This is a genomic window from Streptomyces sp. NPDC107562 (assembly GCF_055657325.1).
This window is the reverse complement of sequence record NZ_JBVKBE010000007.1, coordinates 14,267-34,316: the sequence shown is the minus strand read 5'-3', so window position 1 is coordinate 34,316 and position 20,050 is coordinate 14,267. Positions and strand designations below refer to the sequence as shown.

25 protein-coding genes are annotated in these 20,050 nt (G+C 71.9%); 7 read left to right on the top strand and 18 right to left on the bottom strand.

Annotated elements, in window-relative coordinates; translation table 11 throughout:
• Positions 1 to 62: 62 nt before the first annotated feature.
• Both ACZ7LV_RS20405 and ACZ7LV_RS20400 read right to left on the bottom strand, forming a co-directional pair.
• Positions 63 to 1,313, bottom strand: a complete 1,251-nt coding sequence (locus tag ACZ7LV_RS20405; protein WP_471941048.1) for a GNAT family N-acetyltransferase — start codon at positions 1,311 to 1,313, stop codon at positions 63 to 65.
• Positions 1,314 to 1,422: 109 nt separating this feature from the next.
• Positions 1,423 to 2,046 carry an RsiG family protein gene (locus ACZ7LV_RS20400; protein WP_471941046.1) on the bottom strand — a complete coding sequence of 208 codons (624 nt, stop codon included), beginning with the start codon at positions 2,044 to 2,046 and terminating at the stop codon, positions 1,423 to 1,425.
• 170 nt (positions 2,047 to 2,216) lie between these two features.
• Between ACZ7LV_RS20400 and dtd the strand changes: the two genes are divergently transcribed.
• Positions 2,217 to 2,642 (top strand): D-aminoacyl-tRNA deacylase, encoded by a 426-nt coding sequence (gene dtd / locus ACZ7LV_RS20395; RefSeq protein ID WP_471941044.1) that lies wholly within the window; start codon positions 2,217 to 2,219, stop codon positions 2,640 to 2,642.
• Between the two features lie 29 nt (positions 2,643 to 2,671).
• Here dtd and ygfZ read toward each other — a convergent pair whose 3' ends face one another.
• The 6 genes from ygfZ to ACZ7LV_RS20365 all read right to left on the bottom strand — a co-directional run bounded on the left by ygfZ (position 2,672) and on the right by ACZ7LV_RS20365 (position 7,199).
• Positions 2,672 to 3,637: a CAF17-like 4Fe-4S cluster assembly/insertion protein YgfZ gene (ygfZ, locus tag ACZ7LV_RS20390; protein WP_471941042.1), complete on the bottom strand. Its 966-nt coding sequence runs from the start codon at positions 3,635 to 3,637 to the stop codon at positions 2,672 to 2,674.
• A gap of 9 nt (positions 3,638 to 3,646) precedes the next feature.
• The gene (locus tag ACZ7LV_RS20385) at positions 3,647 to 4,093 is read right to left on the bottom strand and encodes a Fur family transcriptional regulator (protein ID WP_471941040.1); all 447 of its coding nucleotides are present in this window, start codon (positions 4,091 to 4,093) and stop codon (positions 3,647 to 3,649) included.
• A gap of 16 nt (positions 4,094 to 4,109) precedes the next feature.
• On the bottom strand, positions 4,110 to 4,685 hold the full coding sequence (locus tag ACZ7LV_RS20380) for a heme-binding beta-barrel domain-containing protein (RefSeq protein WP_385379804.1): 576 nt from the start codon (positions 4,683 to 4,685) through the stop codon (positions 4,110 to 4,112).
• A 227-nt stretch (positions 4,686 to 4,912) separates the two neighbouring features.
• Positions 4,913 to 5,704, bottom strand: a complete 792-nt coding sequence (locus ACZ7LV_RS20375; RefSeq protein ID WP_471941039.1) for a hypothetical protein — start codon at positions 5,702 to 5,704, stop codon at positions 4,913 to 4,915.
• Positions 5,701 to 6,456: a hypothetical protein gene (locus ACZ7LV_RS20370; protein WP_471941037.1), complete on the bottom strand. Its 756-nt coding sequence runs from the start codon at positions 6,454 to 6,456 to the stop codon at positions 5,701 to 5,703. The genes ACZ7LV_RS20375 and ACZ7LV_RS20370 overlap by 4 nt, the downstream gene beginning before the upstream one ends.
• Complete coding sequence (locus ACZ7LV_RS20365) at positions 6,453 to 7,199, bottom strand: hypothetical protein (RefSeq protein ID WP_471941035.1); 747 nt, start codon at positions 7,197 to 7,199, stop codon at positions 6,453 to 6,455. Before ACZ7LV_RS20365 ends, ACZ7LV_RS20370 begins: the two co-directional genes overlap by 4 nt.
• Positions 7,200 to 7,326: 127 nt before the next feature.
• Here ACZ7LV_RS20365 and ACZ7LV_RS20360 point away from each other — a divergent pair, with 127 nt between their 5' ends.
• Entirely contained in the window at positions 7,327 to 7,689 is a 363-nt protein-coding gene (locus ACZ7LV_RS20360; RefSeq protein WP_365444633.1) for a DsrE family protein, read from the top strand.
• Here the strand turns inward: ACZ7LV_RS20360 and ACZ7LV_RS20355 are convergent.
• The 9 genes from ACZ7LV_RS20355 to ACZ7LV_RS20315 all read right to left on the bottom strand — a co-directional run bounded on the left by ACZ7LV_RS20355 (position 7,683) and on the right by ACZ7LV_RS20315 (position 13,258).
• On the bottom strand, positions 7,683 to 8,081 hold the full coding sequence (locus tag ACZ7LV_RS20355) for a VOC family protein (protein ID WP_471941033.1): 399 nt from the start codon (positions 8,079 to 8,081) through the stop codon (positions 7,683 to 7,685). The genes ACZ7LV_RS20360 and ACZ7LV_RS20355 overlap by 7 nt on opposite strands.
• A gap of 10 nt (positions 8,082 to 8,091) precedes the next feature.
• Entirely contained in the window at positions 8,092 to 8,352 is a 261-nt protein-coding gene (locus ACZ7LV_RS20350) for a DUF3099 domain-containing protein (RefSeq protein ID WP_401682562.1), read from the bottom strand.
• A 100-nt stretch (positions 8,353 to 8,452) separates the two neighbouring features.
• Positions 8,453 to 8,743: a DUF1416 domain-containing protein gene (locus tag ACZ7LV_RS20345; protein WP_401682564.1), complete on the bottom strand. Its 291-nt coding sequence runs from the start codon at positions 8,741 to 8,743 to the stop codon at positions 8,453 to 8,455.
• A 45-nt stretch (positions 8,744 to 8,788) separates the two neighbouring features.
• Positions 8,789 to 9,628 carry a sulfurtransferase gene (locus ACZ7LV_RS20340; RefSeq protein ID WP_471941032.1) on the bottom strand — a complete coding sequence of 280 codons (840 nt, stop codon included), beginning with the start codon at positions 9,626 to 9,628 and terminating at the stop codon, positions 8,789 to 8,791.
• A gap of 126 nt (positions 9,629 to 9,754) precedes the next feature.
• A complete protein-coding gene (locus ACZ7LV_RS20335; RefSeq protein ID WP_350751515.1) occupies positions 9,755 to 9,835 on the bottom strand; it encodes an Ms5788A family Cys-rich leader peptide in 81 nt (26 codons plus the stop codon).
• 198 nt (positions 9,836 to 10,033) lie between these two features.
• Positions 10,034 to 10,765 (bottom strand): LmeA family phospholipid-binding protein, encoded by a 732-nt coding sequence (locus ACZ7LV_RS20330; RefSeq protein WP_471941031.1) that lies wholly within the window; start codon positions 10,763 to 10,765, stop codon positions 10,034 to 10,036.
• Positions 10,766 to 10,863: 98 nt separating this feature from the next.
• A complete protein-coding gene (locus ACZ7LV_RS20325) occupies positions 10,864 to 12,096 on the bottom strand; it encodes a hypothetical protein (RefSeq protein ID WP_471941030.1) in 1,233 nt (410 codons plus the stop codon).
• An 8-nt stretch (positions 12,097 to 12,104) separates the two neighbouring features.
• Positions 12,105 to 12,359: a MoaD/ThiS family protein gene (locus tag ACZ7LV_RS20320; RefSeq protein WP_401682574.1), complete on the bottom strand. Its 255-nt coding sequence runs from the start codon at positions 12,357 to 12,359 to the stop codon at positions 12,105 to 12,107.
• 47 nt (positions 12,360 to 12,406) lie between these two features.
• Complete coding sequence (locus ACZ7LV_RS20315; RefSeq protein WP_471941029.1) at positions 12,407 to 13,258, bottom strand: alpha/beta hydrolase; 852 nt, start codon at positions 13,256 to 13,258, stop codon at positions 12,407 to 12,409.
• Between the two features lie 180 nt (positions 13,259 to 13,438).
• Between ACZ7LV_RS20315 and ACZ7LV_RS20310 the strand changes: the two genes are divergently transcribed.
• From ACZ7LV_RS20310 to ACZ7LV_RS20290, 5 genes are all read left to right on the top strand, one after another.
• Positions 13,439 to 14,218, top strand: a complete 780-nt coding sequence (locus tag ACZ7LV_RS20310; RefSeq protein WP_471941028.1) for a winged helix-turn-helix transcriptional regulator — start codon at positions 13,439 to 13,441, stop codon at positions 14,216 to 14,218.
• Between the two features lie 106 nt (positions 14,219 to 14,324).
• Positions 14,325 to 15,344, top strand: coding sequence for a LacI family DNA-binding transcriptional regulator (locus tag ACZ7LV_RS20305; protein WP_471941026.1), 1,020 nt, complete (start codon positions 14,325 to 14,327; stop codon positions 15,342 to 15,344).
• Positions 15,345 to 15,435: 91 nt separating this feature from the next.
• Entirely contained in the window at positions 15,436 to 16,464 is a 1,029-nt protein-coding gene (locus ACZ7LV_RS20300) for a S1C family serine protease (RefSeq protein ID WP_471941025.1), read from the top strand.
• A gap of 128 nt (positions 16,465 to 16,592) precedes the next feature.
• Positions 16,593 to 17,330, top strand: coding sequence for a response regulator transcription factor (locus ACZ7LV_RS20295; RefSeq protein ID WP_471941023.1), 738 nt, complete (start codon positions 16,593 to 16,595; stop codon positions 17,328 to 17,330).
• The gene (locus ACZ7LV_RS20290) at positions 17,327 to 18,769 is read left to right on the top strand and encodes a sensor histidine kinase (RefSeq protein WP_471941021.1); all 1,443 of its coding nucleotides are present in this window, start codon (positions 17,327 to 17,329) and stop codon (positions 18,767 to 18,769) included. Before ACZ7LV_RS20295 ends, ACZ7LV_RS20290 begins: the two co-directional genes overlap by 4 nt.
• Before the next feature lie 17 nt (positions 18,770 to 18,786).
• Here the strand turns inward: ACZ7LV_RS20290 and ACZ7LV_RS20285 are convergent, their stop codons facing one another.
• The gene (locus tag ACZ7LV_RS20285) at positions 18,787 to 19,941 is read right to left on the bottom strand and encodes an LmeA family phospholipid-binding protein (RefSeq protein ID WP_471941019.1); all 1,155 of its coding nucleotides are present in this window, start codon (positions 19,939 to 19,941) and stop codon (positions 18,787 to 18,789) included.
• Positions 19,942 to 20,050: the final 109 nt, after the last annotated feature.

Here is a 20,050-nt window from a genome sequence, read left to right as displayed (position 1 = left end):
CCACAACTGAAGAGCACGCTACGGATAGCGAGACCGTCCATCGTCGCCGGCAGAGGGGAGCACTAGAACAGGTCCGGGCACCACGGTCGCCTGGACGTGCGCAGCAGGGCGTCGGCCGAACGGGCGGCGCCCGCTCGTTCTTCCCGGACGCGCCCCAGCGCGGCCAGCCGTACCGCCGACTCGTCCCCCAGCCACAGCGCCGCCAGGTCGGCGACGTCCAGCGTGAGATCGGCGCTCCGGTCGCTCGGCGCACAGGACGCCCCCTGCTCCGACGCCTCCAGCCGGTACCGTCCACCCGCGAACCCGGCGGCGTCGACGATCTCCAGCACCAGCTCCCCCGAGCCCTCGTACGTCCGCGCCGTCAGCGCCCGTACGACGTCCAGGATCCGCACCCACAGCCAGTCGGCCTGCACGGTCAGGCGGGCGGCGCGCGGGTCCGGCAGCAGCAGCGGGAGCAGGTCGTCCGGGGCCCGCCAGCCCGACTTCACGTGCGCGATCCAGTCGATCGAGCACAGGAAGTGCCACAGGGCGCGCTCGGCTGCCGGCGTCGCCGCGATCAGCCAGTTCACGTCGGCCGTGTTCTGCGGCTGCTTGCCGTGCCACTTGTCGTCCGACTCGTAGGAGACCAGGCCCTCGACCTCCCCGGCGGCCGAGCGGTACAGGGCGTAGTAGGGCTCGGTCCACGACCTGCCGAAGCGGGCGGCGCCGGTGTTGATGCGCCACCACAGCTCGTCGCGGCTGACCGCCCCCGGCTGTGTCCGCCGCAGGCGTTCGTGCAGTTCGGGACCGAGCTTGCGGACGTCCTCGGGGTCGACGAGGTCGATCCGTCCGCCGTCCCGCGGACCCGACCAACGGCGGTCCAGGCCGGTGCGCGCCACGTCGACGGTCCACTCGGCGAGCGTGGTGGCGGGGCCGAAGCCGTAGCGGCCGTAGATCGGGTACTCGGCGGCTATGAGCGTCGCGACGACGTCCCCGCGTTCCTGCGCCGCTGTGAGGTCCTGGCTCATCATGCGGCTGAGCAGGCCGCGGCGGCGGTGCGTGGGGCTGACGGTGACGTTGGAGACGGCGTCGGCGGCCACGAAGGCGCCGCCCACGGCGGTGACCTCCTGGGCGAAGGAACGGAACGTCGCCACGCATCGGCCCCCGTCGAACGCCCCGAGCAGCCGCCCCGGCACGAAGTGGGCGCGCCGTGCCTGCAACTGCTCCTCGGTCAGCGTGGGCCGCTGCAGGAAGCCGACGCTCATGGCGCGTTGCCAGTCCTCGAACTCGGCTTCGGTGATCGGGCGTACGGGCAGCTCGTCGCGACGCGTCATGAGTGCACGGTAGGCATAGGAAGGCACAGGTGTCGCGGGGATTTCCCGCCCGGGGCGGTGCGCGTGCGAGCCGCCCCGGGCGGGACCGGGGGGACCAGGTCCTCCCGCCTCACATCAGCAGGTCGTCGACCTGTGCCTCCCCCTCCCGGTAGCGCCGCGCGATCTCCGCGCTGCACTCGTCGGCGGTCCGCTGCAACCGCTGCCGGCGCCGGGACACCTGCTGCTCGTACCGCACGAGGCGCCCCATCGCGGTGGTCAGCTCGACGTCGGTGCGGGCGTCCAGCGCGGACAGTTCGACCTCGGCCAGCATCTCCGCGGCCAGCCGCCGGTACTCCTCGTTGTGCGGAGTGCCCAGCGTGACGTGGCGCGCGGAGGAGCGGTGCCGGGCCGGGGCGTCCGTGAGGATCTCCGGCAGCCGCTGGACGACGGACGCCTCTGCCGCGCCCGTGTCCACCAGCGACCCCGGCCCCCGGCGCGCGAGCTCCGCGCGCAGGATGTCGATGCGGCCCTGCAGCAGCCGTCGTACGTAACTGAGATCCGCCTCGTCGCGCTGCGCGTCCCTGCGCAGGGAGCGCAATTCGGCCAGGCTCAGTGTGGCCAGATCGTGCGCGGGCGGATCGGGCGGCAGCTGTGGACTGTCCGTGCGTTGCACGGGTGGCCGGAGTGACTCCCCGGCTCCCGCTTGGGTCAACGAGACAGCCCCAGGCGGCTGCCCGGTACTCGGTGTTCTCATGTGCCTCAACCGTCCCCTCGACCGGCGTGTGGCAGCATCGTGCCACCCCAAGTGGCCGCTATGTGACCGAGTGCCCCCGAACGGCCCCAGATGGGGGGTTAGGGATCAAAAAGAGCGCTGGTACGGACCACCCGCGAAGCGGGGTGACGCCGCCGGGCATGATGGGTCGCATGCGTGCAGTGGTGCAGAGGGTGGACGGCGCGAGCGTCGTCGTCGACGGCGAGGTCGTCGGGGAGATCACCGGCGAGGGGCTGTGTGTCCTGGTCGGCGTGACGCACGAGGACAACAAGGAGAAGGCGGCCCAGCTCGCCCGCAAACTGTGGTCGTTGCGGATGCTGCACGACGAGAAGTCGTGCAGCGACATCGACGCCCCGCTCCTGGTGATCAGCCAGTTCACCCTTTACGGCGACGCCCGCAAGGGCCGCCGCCCCACGTGGAACGCGGCCGCCCCGAGCGACGTGGCCGAGCCGCTGGTCGACGAGGTGGTCGCGCGGTTGCGCGCGCTGGGCGCCACGGTGGAGACGGGCCGGTTCGGCGCGCGCATGCGCGTGGGGCTGACGAACGACGGCCCGTTCACCGTCCTGCTGGAGATGTAGCCTCCGCGCGAGGGGGCCACGGGCCGGACCTACGGCTCGACGACGACTTCCTGAGCGGCGGCCGTCGTGTCGGCCACCAGACGCGCGTCCACCGGCACGTTCCGCTTCACCAGCGCCAGCGCCACCGGACCCAGCTCGTGATGTCGTACGGAGGTCGTCACGAAGCCGATCCTGCGGCCGTCGGGGCCGTCGTCCGCGAGCCGCAGCTCGGTGCCGGACGGCGGCAGGTGCACCTCGCTGCCGTCGAGGTGCAGGAAGACCAGCCGGCGCGGCGGCTTGCCCAGGTTCTGCACCCGGGCGACCGTCTCCTGGCCCCGGTAGCAGCCCTTCTGCAGATGCACCGCGGTGCCGATCAGGCCCAGCTCGTGCGGGATGGTGCGGTGGTCGGTCTCGAAGCCGAGCCGCGGCCGGTGCTGCTCGACGCGCAGCGCCTCGTACGCCAGGATCCCGGCCGCCGGTCCGTTCTGCGCGGCGTACGACTCCAGCTCGGCGCGCGGCAGGAAGAGGTCACGGCCGTGCGCCGTCTCCCGTACGGCGACCCCTTCCGGCACCTCGGTGATGGAACCGGCCGGCAGGTGGACCACGGCGATGTCGGCGGTGCGGTCGGCGACCTCGACCCGGTAGAAGAACTTCATCGACTCCAGGTACGCGATCAGGGCGTCCTGGGTGCCGGGTTCGACATGGGCCCAGACGGTCGTGCCGTCGTCCACCAGATAGAGCGCGTGTTCGATGTGGCCGTTCGCGGACAGCACCAGCGCCTCGGTGGCCTCGCCGGTGGGCAGGTCGCTGACGTGCTGGGTGAGCAGCAGGTGCAGCCAGCTCAGCCGGTCGTCGCCGGTGACGGTGACGACCCCGCGGTGCGAGAGGTCGACGAAACCGGTGCCGTCGGCGAGGGCGCGCTGCTCGCGGAACAGGTCGCCGTAGTGGGCGGCGACACCTTCGTCCGCCCCTTCGGCGGGAACGGCGCCGGGCAGGGACAGCAGGGGGCTCTTCATACGCTAAGCCTACGACTCGGTACTTGAATCCTTGCCGGTCGCCGCCGCGCAGTCCGTGCACCGACCGAAGATCGCGAAGTGCTTCATGTCGGTGTCGAAGCCGAACGTCTCGCGCAGCTTGGCCGTGAACTCGGCGGCCACGGAGACGTCCGCCTCGATGACGTCGGTGCAGTCGCGGCAGACGAGGTGGAGATGGTGGTGCCGGTCGGCCAGATGGTACGTCGGCGCCCCGTGCCCGAGGTGGGCGTGGCTGACCAGCCCGAGCTCCTCCAGGAGCTCCAGGGTCCGGTAGACGGTGGAAATGTTGACCCCCGACGCCGTCCTGCGCACTTCGGCGAGGATTTCGTCGGGGGTCGCGTGCTCCAGGTTGTCCACGGCTTCGAGCACGAGTTGCCGCTGCGGCGTCAGCCGGTAGCCGCGCTGCCTGAGATCACTCTTCCAGTCGGTGCTCACCACACCCACGAGTCTATGGCTACTTGAAGAAAGCGATCCCGTCGTCGGGCAGGTCGCCCGGCAGGGCCTTCGCCCAGCGCTCGACGTCCTCCGGGGTGACGACCTTCTTCAGCTGCGCGGACATGTACGGCCGCAGCTCGACCTCGGGGGTCTGCTTCTCGCCGACCCACATCAGGTCGCTCTTGACGTAGCCGTACAGCCGCTTGCCTCCGCTGTAGGGGCGGGAGGCCGCGGTGCGCGCGACGGCGTCCGTGACCAGGTCGATCTGCGGCTTCTGGTCGGCCAGCTCGCCGTACCAGATCTCGATGACACCGTCGTCGCGGGTCATCGTGACCTCGACCTTGCGGGCGGCGTCGATGCGCCAGAAGCCGTGCTCGGACTCCAGCGGCCTGACCTTGTTGCCGTCCTGGTCGAGCACCCAGCTGTGGGACTGGTACTCCAGGAAGTCCCGGCCGTCGTGGGTGAAGGTGACCTCCTGCCCGAAGTTGCACTTCTCGGCGCCGGGGAAGTCGTGCACGCCCGCTCCCGCCCAGTTGCCGAGCAGGAAGGCGAGGGGGACGAGGTCCTTGTGGAGGTCGGACGGGATCTCGATCATGAGCAGCTCAGACTTCTCGTACGGACAGGGGGGTGGGTCAGCGCTGGCCCTGATACAGCTTCTTCACGGCCAGACCAGTGAAGGCGAGGACGCCGACGCAGACCAGGACCAGGAGGATTTCGAAGAAGAGGATCACGGGATGCTCCTAGGTGAGCGGGGTGCGTGGTTCACAAGGCCGGGCCCCAGCTTACGCGGCCACGACCCGGCCCTCCTTGCGAGGTACGCCCTCAGCCGAGCAGCTGGCTCTGCAGAACCACGGTCTGCTGGAAGGGCACGGGGTGGGCGGCGCCCTCGCGGGACTGGACCATCAGGGCGAGGACGTCCCCGGCCGCCAGATACGCCTGCCGCACGTGCCGCTCCCCGTACGGCTTCACCTCGGTGTACGCGTAACGGGTCACGTTGTCGACGTCCGCCGCCGTCGGGAACTCGTCGTCGGACTCCACCTCGGCGGCGCCACGCAGGGCGTAGGTGGGTCCCGTGGGGTCGACGAGCGCCTCGAAGACCTCGTACGCCACCCTGCCCGTGTCGAAGTGGAGCAGGTAGATCCGGGTGTCCGTGCCGTCGCTCGTGGTCCAGCCCCGGGCCGCGACGTGGCGCAGCCCGTGGTCGGTGAACAGCTGACCGATGCCCTTCTGGTCCTTCTTCGACCCGAACACCGCCAGGAACTCCCGCGTCGGCAACCACCCGTCCGCGCCGCGCAACGCCTTGTCCCGCGACGCTCCCTCGGGCGCCGGAAGCAGCAGCTCCCGCAGGTCGGCGTGGTGCGCCCGGACCGCGTTGGCCTCGGAAAAGGGCGCCGGGCTGCCGGAGGGCAGCGGTGGCCTGGTGAGCTGCGGATACGCCCAACGGCCGTCGGTCTCGGTCGCCAGCCCGGGAAGCTCGGAGCGCTCCGCGCGGACGACGCCGAACGCCGTGGCCGCGCCGCAGAGGGCGAAGACCAGGACGGCGGCGCCCCAGCGACGGGCCGTGCGCGGGGCAGGACGGCGCGGTGCCCCGTCGGTCGTCCGCTCGCCGGTCATACGGCTTCCCCCGTGGTCGCGATGTGGTCGAGTTGCTCGGCGAGGAACCTGGCGACGGCCTCGGTGTCGAGGGGACCGACTCCGGAGGCCCTGGCCGTGACGAGGACGTCGCCCTCGTAGGCGGAACAGATCAGCCGGTCGAGGCGACTGCCCTCGTCGTCGGCACTCTCTTTCAGGAAGCAGCGGGCGGTGCGGTGGCCCTTGACCTCGGGCCCGGGGCGGAAGATGTCCAGCGCCGCGAAGGCCTCGTCACGGGACTCGGAGAGCCGGCGTACGGCCGCGCGGTCCTCCAAGCGCATGAGCACGACGCCCACGGCGGCGACTCCCAGATCGCCTGTGCTGGTGTGGTGAAGGTAGCTGCGCACGGCCATGCCCGTGATGCGCTGCCGCTCGATCTCGTCCTCCAGCAACCGCTGCCCGGAGCGGGGCAGATCCTTGATCGCCTCCATGCGCAGGGCGATGGCCCGGGTGCCGGACAGTTCGGCGTCGGAACCGAGGCCCGGCAGGTCCGGGCCCTGGGTGTAGCGGTCGTCGTACGGCAGCAGCCGCGCGCGCAGCCCCGAGGGCTCAGCAGGTTCACCGGTGCCGGTGCCGGTGATCTTCCACACGGGCTTGCCGGGGTCACGGTCGGCGTCCTGGACGGCCACGACGGTGTATCCCGTCCCGGCGAACACCGCGCCGAGCAGCAGCACGGAACCGAGGACCCGGGCGACGCGCCCGCGGGGGACGGATGTGGCGGAGTTGTCGGTCACAGCCGCTCCATCTGCCGCTCGGCGAGATCGGCGATCACCTGATGAGGGATCGGCTCGGTGTCGGAGACCCAGATGTGCATCCCGAGGCTGCCGCGCCAGGCGTGGGCCTCCGCCGTGAAGACCGGGAGGCGGCCCGGCTCCGTCTCCGGGCGGTCGTGCACATACGTCATGCCGTCACCGGTGCCGGGGATGGGCGTGCCGCGGGTGCCGGGCTCCTGCTCGGCCCGTTGGTTGGACTGCGTCGCCCGCCTGAGGGCGGCGGTCCGGTCCGCGTGGCGGTACTGCACGAGGCGGATCTCCACGACGTGCGTGCCGGTCTCCCACGATGTCACGGCGCCACGCCGGAACTCGTCCCCGGACAGGCTCCGGAACGCCTCGTCCGGTTCCTCGAAGGTTTCCGCGTAGGCCTCGAGGGACATCCAGCCGTCACTCATGGCGGGGATCGTGATCTCCCGTGCCCCCTCGGGCCGGTCGAGGAGCAACTCGCGCAGGTCACCCTCGGTCCTGACGCGGCGGTCCTGGGCGGCGGACAACGGCTCGACCACGCCCTTGGCCTGCCCGACCGTCGGCTGGGAGAGCGGCGGCAGCGGGCCGGCCTGACGGCCGGCCTGGACGACGTACCCGGCACAGGTACCGGCGAGGACGCCGAGGGCGGCAGCGGCCGCGATCAGCGGCGCGGTACGCCCTCGTGGGCGCGGGCGCGCCTCGGCCTCGCTCGCCGACTCCTCGGGAGTGTCCGGCACTTCGGGTCTTTCCAGGACTTCCACAGTGTCCCCCCACGGAACGTGCGGCGATGATGCCGTTGCTGCGCCGCTCGGAAGACCTTGAGCGGCCGCTCCGAGTTGTAAGGATCCTGATTACGATTCAGCCATGGCGAAGAAGCTGGTGATCAAGGTGACGGCGGGGGCCGATGCTCCTGAGCGGTGTTCGCAGGCGTTCACGGTCGCCGCGGTGGCCGTGGCGAGCGGCGTGGACGTGTCCGTCTGGCTGACCGGTGAGTCCGCCTGGTTCGCGCTGCCGGGGCGGGCCGCGGAGTTCGAGCTGCCGCACGCCGCGCCGCTGCCCGACCTGATCGACTCCGTGCTGGCCGCCGGGCGTCTCACGCTGTGCACGCAGTGCGCGGCCCGCCGGGACATCACGGAGAAGGACGTCATCGAGGGCGTGCGGATCGCGGGAGCGCAGGTCTTCGTGCAGGAGGCGCTCGCGGAGGACACGCAGGCCCTCGTCTACTGAGGCGGCGGCTGCGGGGATTCCGTCCACAGGCAGAACGGGTGGCCCGAGGGGTCCAGCAGGACCCGTACGTCGCTCTGCGGCTGGTACGCGGCGAGGGTCGCGCCCTCGGCCAGCGCCCGCGCGGTCTCCCCCGCCAGGTCGTCGACCTCGACGTCGAGGTGGAGCATCATCTGCTGGTCGCCGGGGTGCCGGGTGGGCCAGACCGGGCGCACGTACGCGGGCTCCGTCTCGAACGCCAGGGCCGTGCCCTGCGTGCCGGGCGGCGGGCCGATCAGCACCCAGTGGGGCTCCTCGCGGCGCACCTCGTACCCCAGCAGGCGGACGTAGAAGCCGGCCAGTTCGTGCGCGTCGTGCGCGTCCAGCACCACGGTGGACAGGCTTGCGGGCGACATGCCCGCCTTCCTACCGCGGCTTCTTCCTGCCGTCCAGCTCGTCCCACCACTCGTCGGACTGCGGATCGCCGGACGGGTCGTCCCACCAGCGGTCCTCGGGACCCCTGCGGTTGGCGACCATCGCCGCGACGGGCGGGATCACCATGGCGACCACGCACATGCCCACGGCCGCCGGCGTCGACCACAGGCGCACGACTCCCCAGGCCAGGACGAACAGCCCGATGCAGACACCCATCATGGCGAAGTAGACGTGCCGTCGGCGCGCGTACATACCTCCAGCGTAGGTCCGCGCCCGCGAAGCGCACGCGAAAGGGCCGCGTCCCAGGTGTCCAACCCGATGGGACGCGGCCCCTGCGTTCGGCCCCGGCTCGTCAGACCGCGATCGCGACCTCCGCGAGGCCGCCCGGCTGGGCGACGACCGTGCGGTCGGCGGTGGCGCCACCGGGCACGAGGGCGCGCAGCGTCCAGGTGCCCTCGGCGGCGTAGAAGCGGAACTGGCCCGTCGCGGACGTCGGCACCTCCGCCGTGAACTCGCCGGTCGAGTCCAGCAGCCGGACGTAGCCCGTCACGGGCTCGCCGTCACGGGTCACCTGACCCTGGATGGTGGTCTCACCGGGCTTGATCGTCGAGGCGTCGGGGCCGCCGGCCTTCGCTCCACACATGTCTTTCTCCAGACGGGGTCTGACCGGAAGGCCGGTCGCGGTCGGTTACTTGTTGGCGCCGAGCTCGATCGGCACGCCGACGAGGGAGCCGTACTCGGTCCAGGAGCCGTCGTAGTTCTTGACGTTCTGCACGCCGAGCAGCTCGTGCAGGACGAACCAGGTCAGCGCGGAGCGCTCACCGATGCGGCAGTAGGCGATGGTGTCCTTGGCGAGGTCCACCTGCTCGTCGGTGTAGAGCTCCTTGAGCTCCTCGTCCGACTTGAAGGTGCCGTCGTCGTTGGCGTTCTTCGACCACGGGATGTTGCGGGCGCTCGGGACGTGCCCCGGACGCTGCGACTGCTCCTGCGGCAGGTGCGCGGGGGCGAGCAGCTTGCCGGAGAACTCGTCGGGCGAGCGGACGTCGACCAGGTTCTGCGCGCCGATGGCGGCGACCACGTCGTCGCGGAAGGCGCGGATCGAGGTGTCCTGCGGCTTGGCCGTGTACGTGGTGGCCGGGCGCTCCGGCACCTCCTCGACCAGCTCGCGGGCGTCCAGCTCCCACTTCTTGCGGCCACCGTCGAGCAGCTTGACGTTGTCGTGGCCGTAGAGCTTGAAGTACCAGTAGGCGTACGAGGCGAACCAGTTGTTGTTGCCGCCGTAGAGGATCACCAGCGTGTCGTTGGCGATGCCCTTCGCCGACAGGAGCTTCTCGAAGCCCTCCTGGTCGATGAAGTCACGGCGGACCGGGTCCTGGAGGTCCTTGGTCCAGTCGATCCGGATGGCGTTCCTGATGTGGTTCTTCTCGTAGGCGGAGGTGTCCTCGTCGACCTCGACAATGGCGATGTCCGAGTCGTCCAGGTGCTCCTGCAGCCAGTCGGCGTCTACCAGGACGTCGCTGCGGCTCATGCTCTTTCTCCTCCGGGGCAGTTGCGGCGGGGCGTGCGAGTGCGAAGGGGTGCGCGTGGCCGAAGCCGGCACGGCGCACGAATGGCCCTGAGCAGGGCGGGGAAACGCGGAAGTCGGGGCTTCCGCTCAGAAGGGGCGACAGAGCATGGCGGCAACGCGGCACAGGTCTACTGCCCGCCGCTTCGTGAGGTCCGCCTGTCGCTTCATGCCGTCGAGCTTAGGGACGGACCGGCGGGCGTGTCACCGGTGTGTCGCATCGTGAGACACGATCGTCCGGCATGTGGGAACAAAGGAGCGCCCGGCGAGCCGTCGCACGGCTCCCGGGCACCTGTGACCGCTCGCGCATCTGCGGTACGGACGGGGTCGTCTCGCCTGTCGGACGACCGGACGGTGTCCGGCCCGGTCCTACCCGGCCAGCCGTACGTTCGAACCCGCCACCGAGATCTCCAGGCCGTTCGGCGCCGCCTCGACCTTGTCGAGCTGGATGCCGCCCGGCAGGTCGTCGATGGCCTGCTGGAAGTCGGTGATCTCACGGACCGAGTTTTCGGCGAGGTCGAGGCCCCCGAGGTCCGGCAGGGAGTCGGTGCGCACCTCGACCTTGTCGTCCTTGACGCTGACCGTGCTGAGCACCGAGAGCTGCTTGGTGCCGATCACCGGGGCGTCGATCTCCAGGCCGACCTCGATCTTGCCGCTCCCGCCGTCGGAGAGGCTCACGACCCGGGCGGTGATACCGGGGGCGACCTCGGTGGGCTCGGACTTCGCGGCCTTGAGCAGTTCGTCGTACGCGATGGTCGCGGTGCCGGTCGCGGAGGAGGCCGTGGCGGAGCTGAAGTCGCCGGAGAACTCGACGCCCTTCATGTCGGCCTCCAGGTCGTCGATGCGGATCCGCTCGCCGTCGCCGGCCGTCGCCTCGTAGTTCCGGATGCCGACCTGGACGTCGTCCAGCGTGCCGCCGGCGACCTGGGTGAGGAACGGGAAGCCGTTGATGGCCACCTCGGGGGTGCTGGACAGGCCCTCGGTGGTCCGCAGCCGGTCCGCGACCTCACCCTCGGCGAAGTTGACCGCGAGCCGGTCGGCGGCCACGAACAGGCCACCGAGGATCACGACGACGATCAGAAGTACTCGCAGCGCGCGCATGTTTCCCCACCCAGGCGGTCAGTCACGGACGTCGGTCACCGTAACCCCGATCCGAACACCTGCCGGGATTTTGTCGATCACCTGTGACAGGCGACAGCTCAGACCAGCGCCCGCCCCAGCACCCACAGCACCGGCGCGGCGGCGCTCAGCGGGAGGGCCACACCGGCGGTGAAGTGGACGAACCGGGAGGGATAGTCGTAGCTCGCCGCCCGGTGGCCGATCAGCGCGCACGCGCCGGCCGCCGCGCCCAGCAGCGCACCGGCGCCGTTCCCGACGCCGGTCATGCCGGCGACCGCGATACCCGCACCCGCCGCCGCGAGCAGCGCGACGACCACGGAGGCCGGCGTCGGCAGCGGCAGCGCACGGGCCAGGACCGCCACGGCCACCGCGACGGCGCCGAGGGTGACCGCGTCCGGCTCGGCGGCGAGGTAGCCCGTCGCGATGACGGCCAGCGCCGCCGACACGACGGTCGCCATCAGTCCGTACATCCGGGTGTCCGGGTCGGCGTGCGAGCGCAGCTGCAGCACGAGGGTGAGCAGCACCCACACCCCGAGCGTGCCGAGGATCGCGGCGGGCGCCTGCTCACGGCCCGCGATCAGCAGCGCCACGTCCGCCGTCAGCGCGCCCGCGAACGCCAGCGCGATGCCCTGCCGGGCGGGCCACATGCCGTTCAGCCGGAACCAACCCGCGGCCGTGACGGCCTGGAGCAGGACCAGGGGGACGAGCAGGGCGTACGAGCCGAGCGCCGCGCCGCCGGCGATCAGGAGTCCGAGCACCGCGGTCAGCGCGGCGGGCTGGAGACCGGGCTCGATGATCGGCGACCGCCCTTCGAGCCTGGCCCGCTGGGCGGCGGTGAGCGGTGCCTCCGGAGCGGCCGGGGGCTCGGGGGCCGGCTGCGGCGGTACGTACGCGGGCGCCGGGGCCTGCGTGTCCCAGGTCCGGCCCTCCCACTGCTGGGTGTGCCGGCCGTTGTCGTAGGACTGCTGCGGGTACGGGGCCTGCTGGTACTGCGGCGCCTGCGGCGTCTGCTGGGGATGGGACCGGTCCTGCTGGTACGAGGCGTGCCCCTGCCGGTACGGCGTCTGTCCCTGCCCGTACTCGGGCTGCCCCTGCCCGTATCGGGTCTGGCCCTGCTGGTGGTCCGGGCGCCCCTGCTGGTACTGGGGCTGTCCCTGCTGGTACCGGGGCGCCTGACCCTGCTGGTACCGGGGCTGGTCCGGCTGGTACTCGGGACGGCCCTGGTACTCGGGACCGCCCTGGTACTCGGGACCGCCCTGCTGGTAGGGGTCGTACCCGCCGTCGTACGTGCCCTCGTACGGCTGGTTGCTCATCGGTGTGGTCACCCTCCTGCGAACGGCGGGAGCACCTCGACCGTGCCGCCCTCGGCCAGCCGTACCGTCTCATGCCCGCGCGTGCCCACGGGGTCACCGTCGACGAGGAACGAGCATCGCTGCAGCACGCGCACCAGTTCACCGGGGTGTCGCTCGCGCACGCCGTCGAGCGCCTCGGCGAGCGTCGCCGCGTCGAGGCGCTCCTCGGCGATCCCGGCCGCGGCCTTCGCGGCCGCCCAGTAGCGCACCGTGACCTTTGCCATCTCTTCCTCAAGTCGATCGGCGGAACCTGGCTGTGACTACGGTCAGGCTAGCCCGCCGCGCCGACGGCCCATTCCCCGATCCGGCTCAGGAGGGCGTCGGTCGCCGCGTGCTCCGCGTGGCCCATACCGGGCTCCAGCCAGAGTTCGGCGTGGTCACCGGCGGCCTCGACCAGCATGTGGGGGTGGTCGACGGGGAAGTAGCCGTCGCGGTCGCCGTGCACGATCAGCAACGGGGTCGGCGCGATCCGGGGCACCGCCTCGACCGGTGACAGCGGGACGGGGTTCCAGCCGCGGTGGTGGATGCGGGTGCGCAGGCCGTAGCGGCCGAGCAGGCGGCCCTCGGGGCGGGTCACCAGCCAGTGGAGGCGCCGCATGGGGGCCGTGCCCCGGTAGTACCAGCGGGCCGGGGCACTCACCGACACCACCGCCTCGATGTGCCGGGCGTGGAGCGCCGCGTGCCGCAGCACCACCGAGCCGCCCATGGAGAAGCCGACGGTCACCACGCGCGCGTGCCCCCGCTGCCGCGCCCACGCCACCGCCGCCGCCAGGTCGAGGACCTCACGGTCGCCGACCGTCGAGTGCCCGCCGGACGCCCCGTGCCCTCGGAAGGAGAAGGTGATCACGGCGCCGTGGCGGGCGAGGGCCGTGGCGACGCGGCGCACATGCGGCTTGTCCACGTCACCGGTGAAGCCGTGTGCCACGACGAACGCCGGGTGGTCGGTGGGTGGCGTCAGGGTTTCGCGTACCGCCCCGCCCGGTTCGTACAGGGCGTCGATCCGCACACCGTCCGCGGTGTGCAGAAACGTCCGTGACGGCGCGCTTCCGCTCGCCCCGGGCGTCTCGGATGCCGGACGAACGGTGGTGGAACGTGCCCCTTGGCCTGCCGGACCGTTGCTCATGTGGGCTATTCTGCTGGGTAGAGGACTCGGGCAGCGTTGCCCCCGGGTCCTTTTGTGCTTTCGGAAGCGTTGTATACGAAGCGGAGAACCGCAGGTGACCGCAGGTGTACGAGCTCCGGGATCGCAGAGTGGTGCCGCATCGCACGACGTCCTCGCAGGGACCGAGGAGGAACCAGACGTATGAGTTCTCTGCTGCTCCTGACCAACGCCCTCCAGCCGTCGACGGAGGTGCTGCCCGCTCTCGGCCTGCTGCTGCACAACGTGCGCGTGGCTCCGGCGGAGGGACCCGCCCTCGTCGACACCCCCGGTGCCGACGTCATCCTCGTCGACGGCCGGCGCGACCTCCCCCAGGTCCGCAGCCTCTGCCAGCTGCTGCGTTCCACCGGCCCCGGCTGCCCCCTCGTCCTGGTGGTGACCGAGGGCGGCCTCGCCGCCGTCACCGCCGACTGGGGCATCGACGACGTCCTGCTCGACACCGCGGGACCCGCCGAGGTCGAGGCCCGCCTCCGGCTGGCCGTGGGCCGGCAGCAGATCGTCAACGACGACTCACCGATGGAGATCCGCAACGGCGACCTGTCGGTGGACGAGGCCACGTACAGCGCCAAGCTCAAGGGGCGCGTCCTCGACCTCACCTTCAAGGAGTTCGAGCTCCTGAAGTACCTCGCGCAGCACCCCGGCCGGGTCTTCACCCGCGCCCAGCTGCTCCAGGAGGTCTGGGGCTACGACTACTTCGGCGGCACCCGCACGGTCGACGTCCACGTACGGCGGCTGCGCGCCAAGCTGGGACCGGAGCACGAGTCGCTGATCGGGACCGTCCGGAACGTCGGTTATCGATTCGTTACGCCGGAGAAGGTGGAGCGCGCCGCGGACGAGGCCAAGGCCCGGGCGGCCCGGCCAAAGCCGGAGGATGCGGGCGAGAGGGCGCCGTCGGGCGCCGCCGAGGTACCGGCCGAGGCGTAGCGGGCGCGCGGGTGCGCCCCTCGGGGGGTGCGCCCGCCGGCCCGGGGCCGTGCACAACGCTCCGTACGCCCTGCCCACGGCGGGTCCATCCGCGTAGACTCCGCGCGTGGCCAAGGTGACTCGGGATGATGTGGCGCGGCTGGCGGGTACCTCCACCGCCGTGGTCAGTTATGTCATCAACAACGGACCCCGGCCGGTCGCCCCGGCCACGCGCGAGCGTGTCCTCGCCGCCATCAAGGAGCTGGGGTACCGCCCCGACCGGGTGGCCCAGGCGATGGCCTCCCGGCGCACCGACCTCATAGGCCTGATCGTCCCGGACGCCCGCCAGCCCTTCTTCGGGGAGATGGCGCACGCCGTGGAGTGGGCGGCCGCCGAGCGCGGAAAGATGGTGCTCGTCGGGAACTCCGACTACGTCGGTGAGCGCGAGGTCCACTACCTGCGGGCGTTCCTCGGCATGCGGGTCTCCGGACTGATCCTGGTCAGCCACGCGCTGAACGACATGGCCGCCGCCGAGATCGAGGCCTGGGACGCCAGGGTCGTCCTGCTGCACGAGCGCCCCGAGGCCATCGACGACGTCGCCGTCGTGACGGACGACCTCGGCGGCGCCCAGCTCGCCGTACGCCACCTCCTGGAGCACGGTTACGCGTACGTGGCCTGTATGGGCGGCACCGCCGACACGCCCGCCGTCGGCGACCCGGTCTCCGACCACGTCGAGGGCTGGCGGCGCGCGATGGCCGAGGCAGGGCTGCCGACCGAGGGACGGCTCTTCGAGGCGCCGTACAACCGCTACGACGCCTACCGGGTCGCCCTGGAGATTTTGTCCGGCCCGAAGCGGCCGCCCGCCGTCTTCTGCTCCACCGACGACCAGGCCATCGGCCTGCTGCGCGCGGCGCGCGAACTGCGGATCGACGTGCCCGGGAAGCTGGCGGTGGCCGGCTTCGACGACATCAAGGAGGCGGCGCTCACGGACCCGCCGCTCACCACGATCGCCTCCGACCGCTCGGCGATGGCGCGGGCCGCCGTGGACCTCGTCCTCGACGACGGACTGCGGGTGGCGGGATCGCGCCGCGAGCGCCTGAAGCAGTTCCCCTCGCGGCTCGTCGTGCGCAGCTCCTGCGGCTGCTAGCTCCTGGCCTTATATCGGGCATACAAGGTTCTGCCGGGCTTCTCAGGCAGCACTCAGGGAGCTCTCATCGTCGGGCGACACGCTCATGGACATGACCGAGAGCTTCCGCCGCGACGGCGAGTACGAGACCCACTCAGACCCGTACCGGAGCGGGTGGCAGCACGCCTCCTCCCCTGTCGACCCCGCGTGGCCGCCGCCGCCCGCGCATCCGCCGACGGCACTGCTCGCCGAGCCGGTGGCCGCGCCGCCCCGGGCGCGAAAGCGCAACCGCGGGACGACGGCCCTGCTGGCCGCCGTGGCGATCGTGGCCGCGGCCGTCGGCGGCGGCACGGCCTACGGCTTCCAGGAGCTGACCGGCGGCGACACGGTGGCCTCCGCCGGCACCAGCACCAACGTCGTGCCGTCGAGCCAGAAGGGCACCGTGGCCGGCGTGGCCAAGGCGGTCAGCCCGAGCATCGTCGAGATCAGCGCCGCCACGAACGCCGGGACGTCCACCGGATCCGGCGTGATCATCACCGACGACGGCGAGATCGTCACCAACAACCACGTGGTCTCCGGCGCCTCGCAGGTCAAGGTGACCACCGGCGCGGGCAAGGAGTACACCGCCCGGGTCGTCGGCACCGACTCCGGCAAGGACCTCGCCCTGATCAAGCTGGAGGGTGCCTCCGGGCTGACGCCGGCCACCCTCGGCGACTCCGACGGCGTGCAGGTCGGCGACGAGGTCGTGGCGATCGGCTCGCCCGAGGGCCTGACCGGCACGGTGACGAGCGGCATCGTCTCCGCGCTGGACCGTGACGTGACCGTCTCAACCGAGGAGGGTCAGCAGCAACAGCGGCCCGACGGGGGCTGGCCGTTCGAGTTCGACGGCAGGGAGTTCAACGGCGACACCGGGTCGTCCACGACGACGTACAAGGCGCTTCAGACCGACGCCTCCCTCAACCCCGGCAACTCCGGGGGCGCGCTGATCGACATGAACGGCACCATCATCGGGATCAACTCCGCGATGTACTCGGCGGCGGGCTCGTCGTCCGACGCGGGCAGCGTGGGCCTCGGCTTCGCGATCCCGGTCAACACCGTCAAGGCCGACCTGGCGAAGCTGCGCGCAGGAGCGACGGACTGATCCGGCGTACCTACCGCAGACAGGCCCCGACCACCGGCCCGGACCGGTGGGCCGAGGGCTCTTGGGAAACATGCGACGCTGGCAGCGTCAGCCTCCCTCCCCCCACCGCACCCGAGGAATCCCGAGCCATGAGCCCCGCCGAAGGCGACCGTGACCCCCAGCGCATCCTCATCGTCGACGACGAGCCGGCGGTGCGCGAAGCACTCCAGCGCAGCCTCGCCTTCGAGGGATACGACACCGAGGTCGCCCTCGACGGCGCGGACGCGTTGGAGAAGGCGTCCGCGTACCGGCCCGACCTCGTCGTCCTCGACATCCAGATGCCCCGCATGGACGGCCTGACCGCCGCCCGGCGTATCCGGGGCACCGGGGACACGACGCCCATCCTCATGCTGACGGCCCGCGACACGGTCGGCGACCGGGTGACGGGCCTGGACGCCGGGGCGGACGACTACCTGGTCAAGCCCTTCGAGCTGGACGAGCTGTTCGCCCGGATCCGCGCGCTGCTGCGGCGCAGCTCCTACGCCGCGGCGGTGGCGGCGGCCGGTGCGCGCCAGGACGACGCACTGGTCTTCGCCGATCTGCGCATGGACCTCGCGACACGCGAGGTGACGCGGGCGGAGCGGCCGGTGGAGCTGACGCGCACGGAGTTCACGCTCCTGGAGATGTTCATGGCCCATCCGCGCCAGGTCCTGACCAGGGAGCAGATCCTGAAGGCGGTGTGGGGCTTCGACTTCGAGCCGTCGTCCAACTCCCTGGACGTGTACGTGATGTACCTGCGCCGCAAGACGGAGGCGGGCGGCGAGCCGCGGCTCGTGCACACCGTGCGGGGTGTGGGCTACGCGCTGCGGCAGGGCGGCTCGGAGTGAACACGGTGACCCGGCGCTTCCGCGCCCTGCCCCTCCGCTCCCGGCTGGCGCTGCTGGTGGCGGCGGCGGTGGCGTTCGCGGTGGCGGCGGTGTCGGTGAGCTGCTGGTTCATCGTCCAGGGAAAGCTGTACGGCCAGGTCGACGACGACCTGAAGAAGGCGTCGGTCAGGATGCCCGGACAGCTCCAGGACGCCCTCGACAACTGCACCGAGACCCCGTACGGAACCGGTCTGTTCCGCAACAGCTACTCCCAGCTGGTCCAGGAGGACGGCACCGTCTGCGTCCTGCAGGACTCGCCGGCGACGGTGAAGGTCACCGAGACCGACAAGGGGGAGATCGAGAAGGGGAACACCCGCGACCTGTACTTCCGCAACGGGACCGCCGGGGACGGCACCGAGGTGCGGGTGCTGACCCGGCCCCTGGGCGCCACCACCACGGCCACCGGGCAGAGCGGTCCGAAGGTCGGACTCGTCGTCGCGGTGTCCCTGAAGAGCACCCAGGAGACCCTCAACGACCTCGCCCTGATCCTCCTCCTCGTCTCCGGCATCGGCGTCATCGGCGCGGGGGCCGCCGGCCTCGCGGTCGCCCGCGCCGGACTGCGCCCGGTGGACAAGCTCACCGAAGCCGTCGAACACGTCGCCCGGACCGAGGACCTGAACGTGCGCATCCCGGTGGAGGACGACTCCGAGGACGAGGTCGCCCGGCTCTCGCGTTCCTTCAACTCCATGACCTCCGCGCTGGCCAGCTCCCGCGACCTCCAGCAGCAGCTCATCGCGGACGCCGGTCATGAGCTCCGGACGCCGCTGACCTCGCTGCGCACCAACATCGAGCTGCTCACCCGCAGCGAGGAGACCGGCCGCCCGCTGCCCGAGGCCGACCGCAAGGCGCTGCTCGCCTCGGTGAAGGCCCAGATGACGGAGCTCGCCGCGCTGATCGGCGACCTCCAGGAGCTGTCCCGCCCGGACACCGACCAGCAGGCGGGCAAGGCACAGGTGATCGCCCTGCACGACACCGTGGGGGCGGCCCTGCGCCGCGCCCGCCTGCGGGGCCCGGAGCTGACGATCACGGCGGACGTGCGGCCCTGGTACGTACGGGCCGAGCCGTCCGCCCTGGAACGGGCGGTGGTCAACATCCTGGACAACGCGGTGAAGTTCAGTCCGGAGGGCGGCACGGTCGAGGTCGTGCTGGACGAGGGCGTCCTCACCGTCCGCGACCACGGCCCCGGCATCCCCGAGGACGAACTCCCGCACGTCTTCGACCGCTTCTGGCGTTCGCCGTCCGCCCGCGCACTGCCCGGCTCCGGCCTCGGCCTGTCCATCGTGGCCCGCACGGTGCAGCAGTCGGGCGGCGAGGTGACCCTGCGCCCGGCGCCGGGAGGCGGCACCGCGGTGACGGTACGGCTGCCGGGGGCCCCGACCCCGCCGCCGGAGGTGCCGTAGGCGTCGCCCGGCGTCGCTCAGTTCTCGCCGACCGCCAGGCCGGAGCCCGTCAACCGTACCCGGATCCCGTCCTTCTCCACCCGTACGTCGCGCAGCCGCAGTTCGCCCCGGGGCGGCTCGGGAAGTTCGAACGCCAGGGACAGCCGGTCGGCCAGGACCGGCCGGGTCAGGCGGGGCAGCGCGTCGAGGAGGTCGGGTTCGAGGCCGAGCAGGCGCAGCACCTCGGGATGGTCCAGCGCCAGATCGACGAGGTTGAGGCGCTCGGCCTGCCGGACGAAGCGTGTCGAGCCGGTCAGCTGCGCGAGCTCGCCGTCGTCGGCCAGCGCCTCGCGCACCGCGGAGTCGGGCACGCCCAGGCGTGCGACGACGGCCGGGACGGACAGCAGTGCCTTCGCCTTGCGGGTCTCGCGGGCGAGGCCGGCGGCAGCCTTCGGCGTCAGGTGCAGGCCCTCGGAGGCGCGGGTGCCCGGGCGGTACGTCGCCAGGTCGCCGATGTCCAGGCGCATGCCGCCGATGTGCGTCGCGATGCCGCGCTCGCCCTGGCGGCGGATCTGCGCCTCGGCCCGTAGCCGCAGGTCGTGCCCGGCGACCGGCAGGGTGCCGCTCGCCCGCACCCGGTCGCGCCCCGCTCCGGTGAACGTCACCTGGGACGCGCCGAGTTCACGGTTGAGGTCGGCGAAGGAGAGCAGTACGTCGCCGTCCAGCCGGGGCACCCGGGCGCCGCGCACCGAGGCCGGGCCGTCGGCGAGGAGCGACACGTCGCGTGCGGTGGCCGACACCCGGGCCAGCGAGACGCGGTCGGCGGCGACGTCGGGGACGGTCAGCCGTACCGCGTCCAGGCGTCGGTCGCCGAGCTGGGTCAGGAAGGGGAAGCCGTCGATCTCCACCTCGGGGGCCGCGGCGAGTCGCAGCCGGTCCCGGAGGGCGTCCGCGGCGCGGTGCTCGGCGTAGAGCACCGCCCAGCGGTCGGCGAGGGTGAGGAAGGCGGCGCCGGTCAGCAGGACGACCGTCGCCTTCAGCGCGAACGGCAGTGCCGCGAACCGGCCGCGTCGTCGGCGACGACGGCCGCCGCGGCGGTGGTTGGGCGGGGCCCATGGCTCGTCCTCCTCGGGCCGGTCGAGCCCCGGGAGGTCCGTCGGGGGATGCGTCAAGGTGTGGTGGGGGGTACGCATCGATCCATCCGAACACGCGTACCGCCCCCACCCGCAACCTGAACCGGGGGTATGCGATCCAGTTCACTGCGGACTCCCGACCGCAGTGAACTGGTCGCCGTCCCTGCCG

Bases quoted from the DNA above. Each gene is read 5' to 3' on its own strand.
- ACZ7LV_RS20320 (WP_401682574.1), bottom strand. From the start codon at position 12,359: ATGGCAAAGGTCACGGTGCGCTACTGGGCGGCCGCGAAGGCCGCGGCC.
- ACZ7LV_RS20360 (WP_365444633.1), top strand. From the start codon at position 7,327: ATGGCGAAGAAGCTGGTGATCAAGGTGACGGCGGGGGCCGATGCTCCT.
- ACZ7LV_RS20285 (WP_471941019.1), bottom strand. From the start codon at position 19,941: ATGCGTACCCCCCACCACACCTTGACGCATCCCCCGACGGACCTCCCG.
- ACZ7LV_RS20310 (WP_471941028.1), top strand. From the start codon at position 13,439: ATGAGTTCTCTGCTGCTCCTGACCAACGCCCTCCAGCCGTCGACGGAG.
- ACZ7LV_RS20400 (WP_471941046.1), bottom strand. From the start codon at position 2,046: ATGAGAACACCGAGTACCGGGCAGCCGCCTGGGGCTGTCTCGTTGACC.
- dtd (WP_471941044.1), top strand. From the start codon at position 2,217: ATGCGTGCAGTGGTGCAGAGGGTGGACGGCGCGAGCGTCGTCGTCGAC.
- ACZ7LV_RS20340 (WP_471941032.1), bottom strand. From the start codon at position 9,628: ATGAGCCGCAGCGACGTCCTGGTAGACGCCGACTGGCTGCAGGAGCAC.
- ACZ7LV_RS20380 (WP_385379804.1), bottom strand. From the start codon at position 4,685: ATGATCGAGATCCCGTCCGACCTCCACAAGGACCTCGTCCCCCTCGCC.
- ACZ7LV_RS20330 (WP_471941031.1), bottom strand. From the start codon at position 10,765: ATGCGCGCGCTGCGAGTACTTCTGATCGTCGTCGTGATCCTCGGTGGC.
- ACZ7LV_RS20350 (WP_401682562.1), bottom strand. From the start codon at position 8,352: ATGTACGCGCGCCGACGGCACGTCTACTTCGCCATGATGGGTGTCTGC.
- ygfZ (WP_471941042.1), bottom strand. From the start codon at position 3,637: ATGAAGAGCCCCCTGCTGTCCCTGCCCGGCGCCGTTCCCGCCGAAGGG.
- ACZ7LV_RS20315 (WP_471941029.1), bottom strand. From the start codon at position 13,258: ATGAGCAACGGTCCGGCAGGCCAAGGGGCACGTTCCACCACCGTTCGT.
- ACZ7LV_RS20375 (WP_471941039.1), bottom strand. From the start codon at position 5,704: ATGACCGGCGAGCGGACGACCGACGGGGCACCGCGCCGTCCTGCCCCG.
- ACZ7LV_RS20335 (WP_350751515.1), bottom strand. From the start codon at position 9,835: ATGAAGCGACAGGCGGACCTCACGAAGCGGCGGGCAGTAGACCTGTGC.
- ACZ7LV_RS20325 (WP_471941030.1), bottom strand. From the start codon at position 12,096: ATGAGCAACCAGCCGTACGAGGGCACGTACGACGGCGGGTACGACCCC.
- ACZ7LV_RS20345 (WP_401682564.1), bottom strand. From the start codon at position 8,743: ATGTGTGGAGCGAAGGCCGGCGGCCCCGACGCCTCGACGATCAAGCCC.
- ACZ7LV_RS20300 (WP_471941025.1), top strand. From the start codon at position 15,436: ATGACCGAGAGCTTCCGCCGCGACGGCGAGTACGAGACCCACTCAGAC.
- ACZ7LV_RS20295 (WP_471941023.1), top strand. From the start codon at position 16,593: ATGAGCCCCGCCGAAGGCGACCGTGACCCCCAGCGCATCCTCATCGTC.
- ACZ7LV_RS20355 (WP_471941033.1), bottom strand. From the start codon at position 8,081: ATGTCGCCCGCAAGCCTGTCCACCGTGGTGCTGGACGCGCACGACGCG.
- ACZ7LV_RS20405 (WP_471941048.1), bottom strand. From the start codon at position 1,313: ATGACGCGTCGCGACGAGCTGCCCGTACGCCCGATCACCGAAGCCGAG.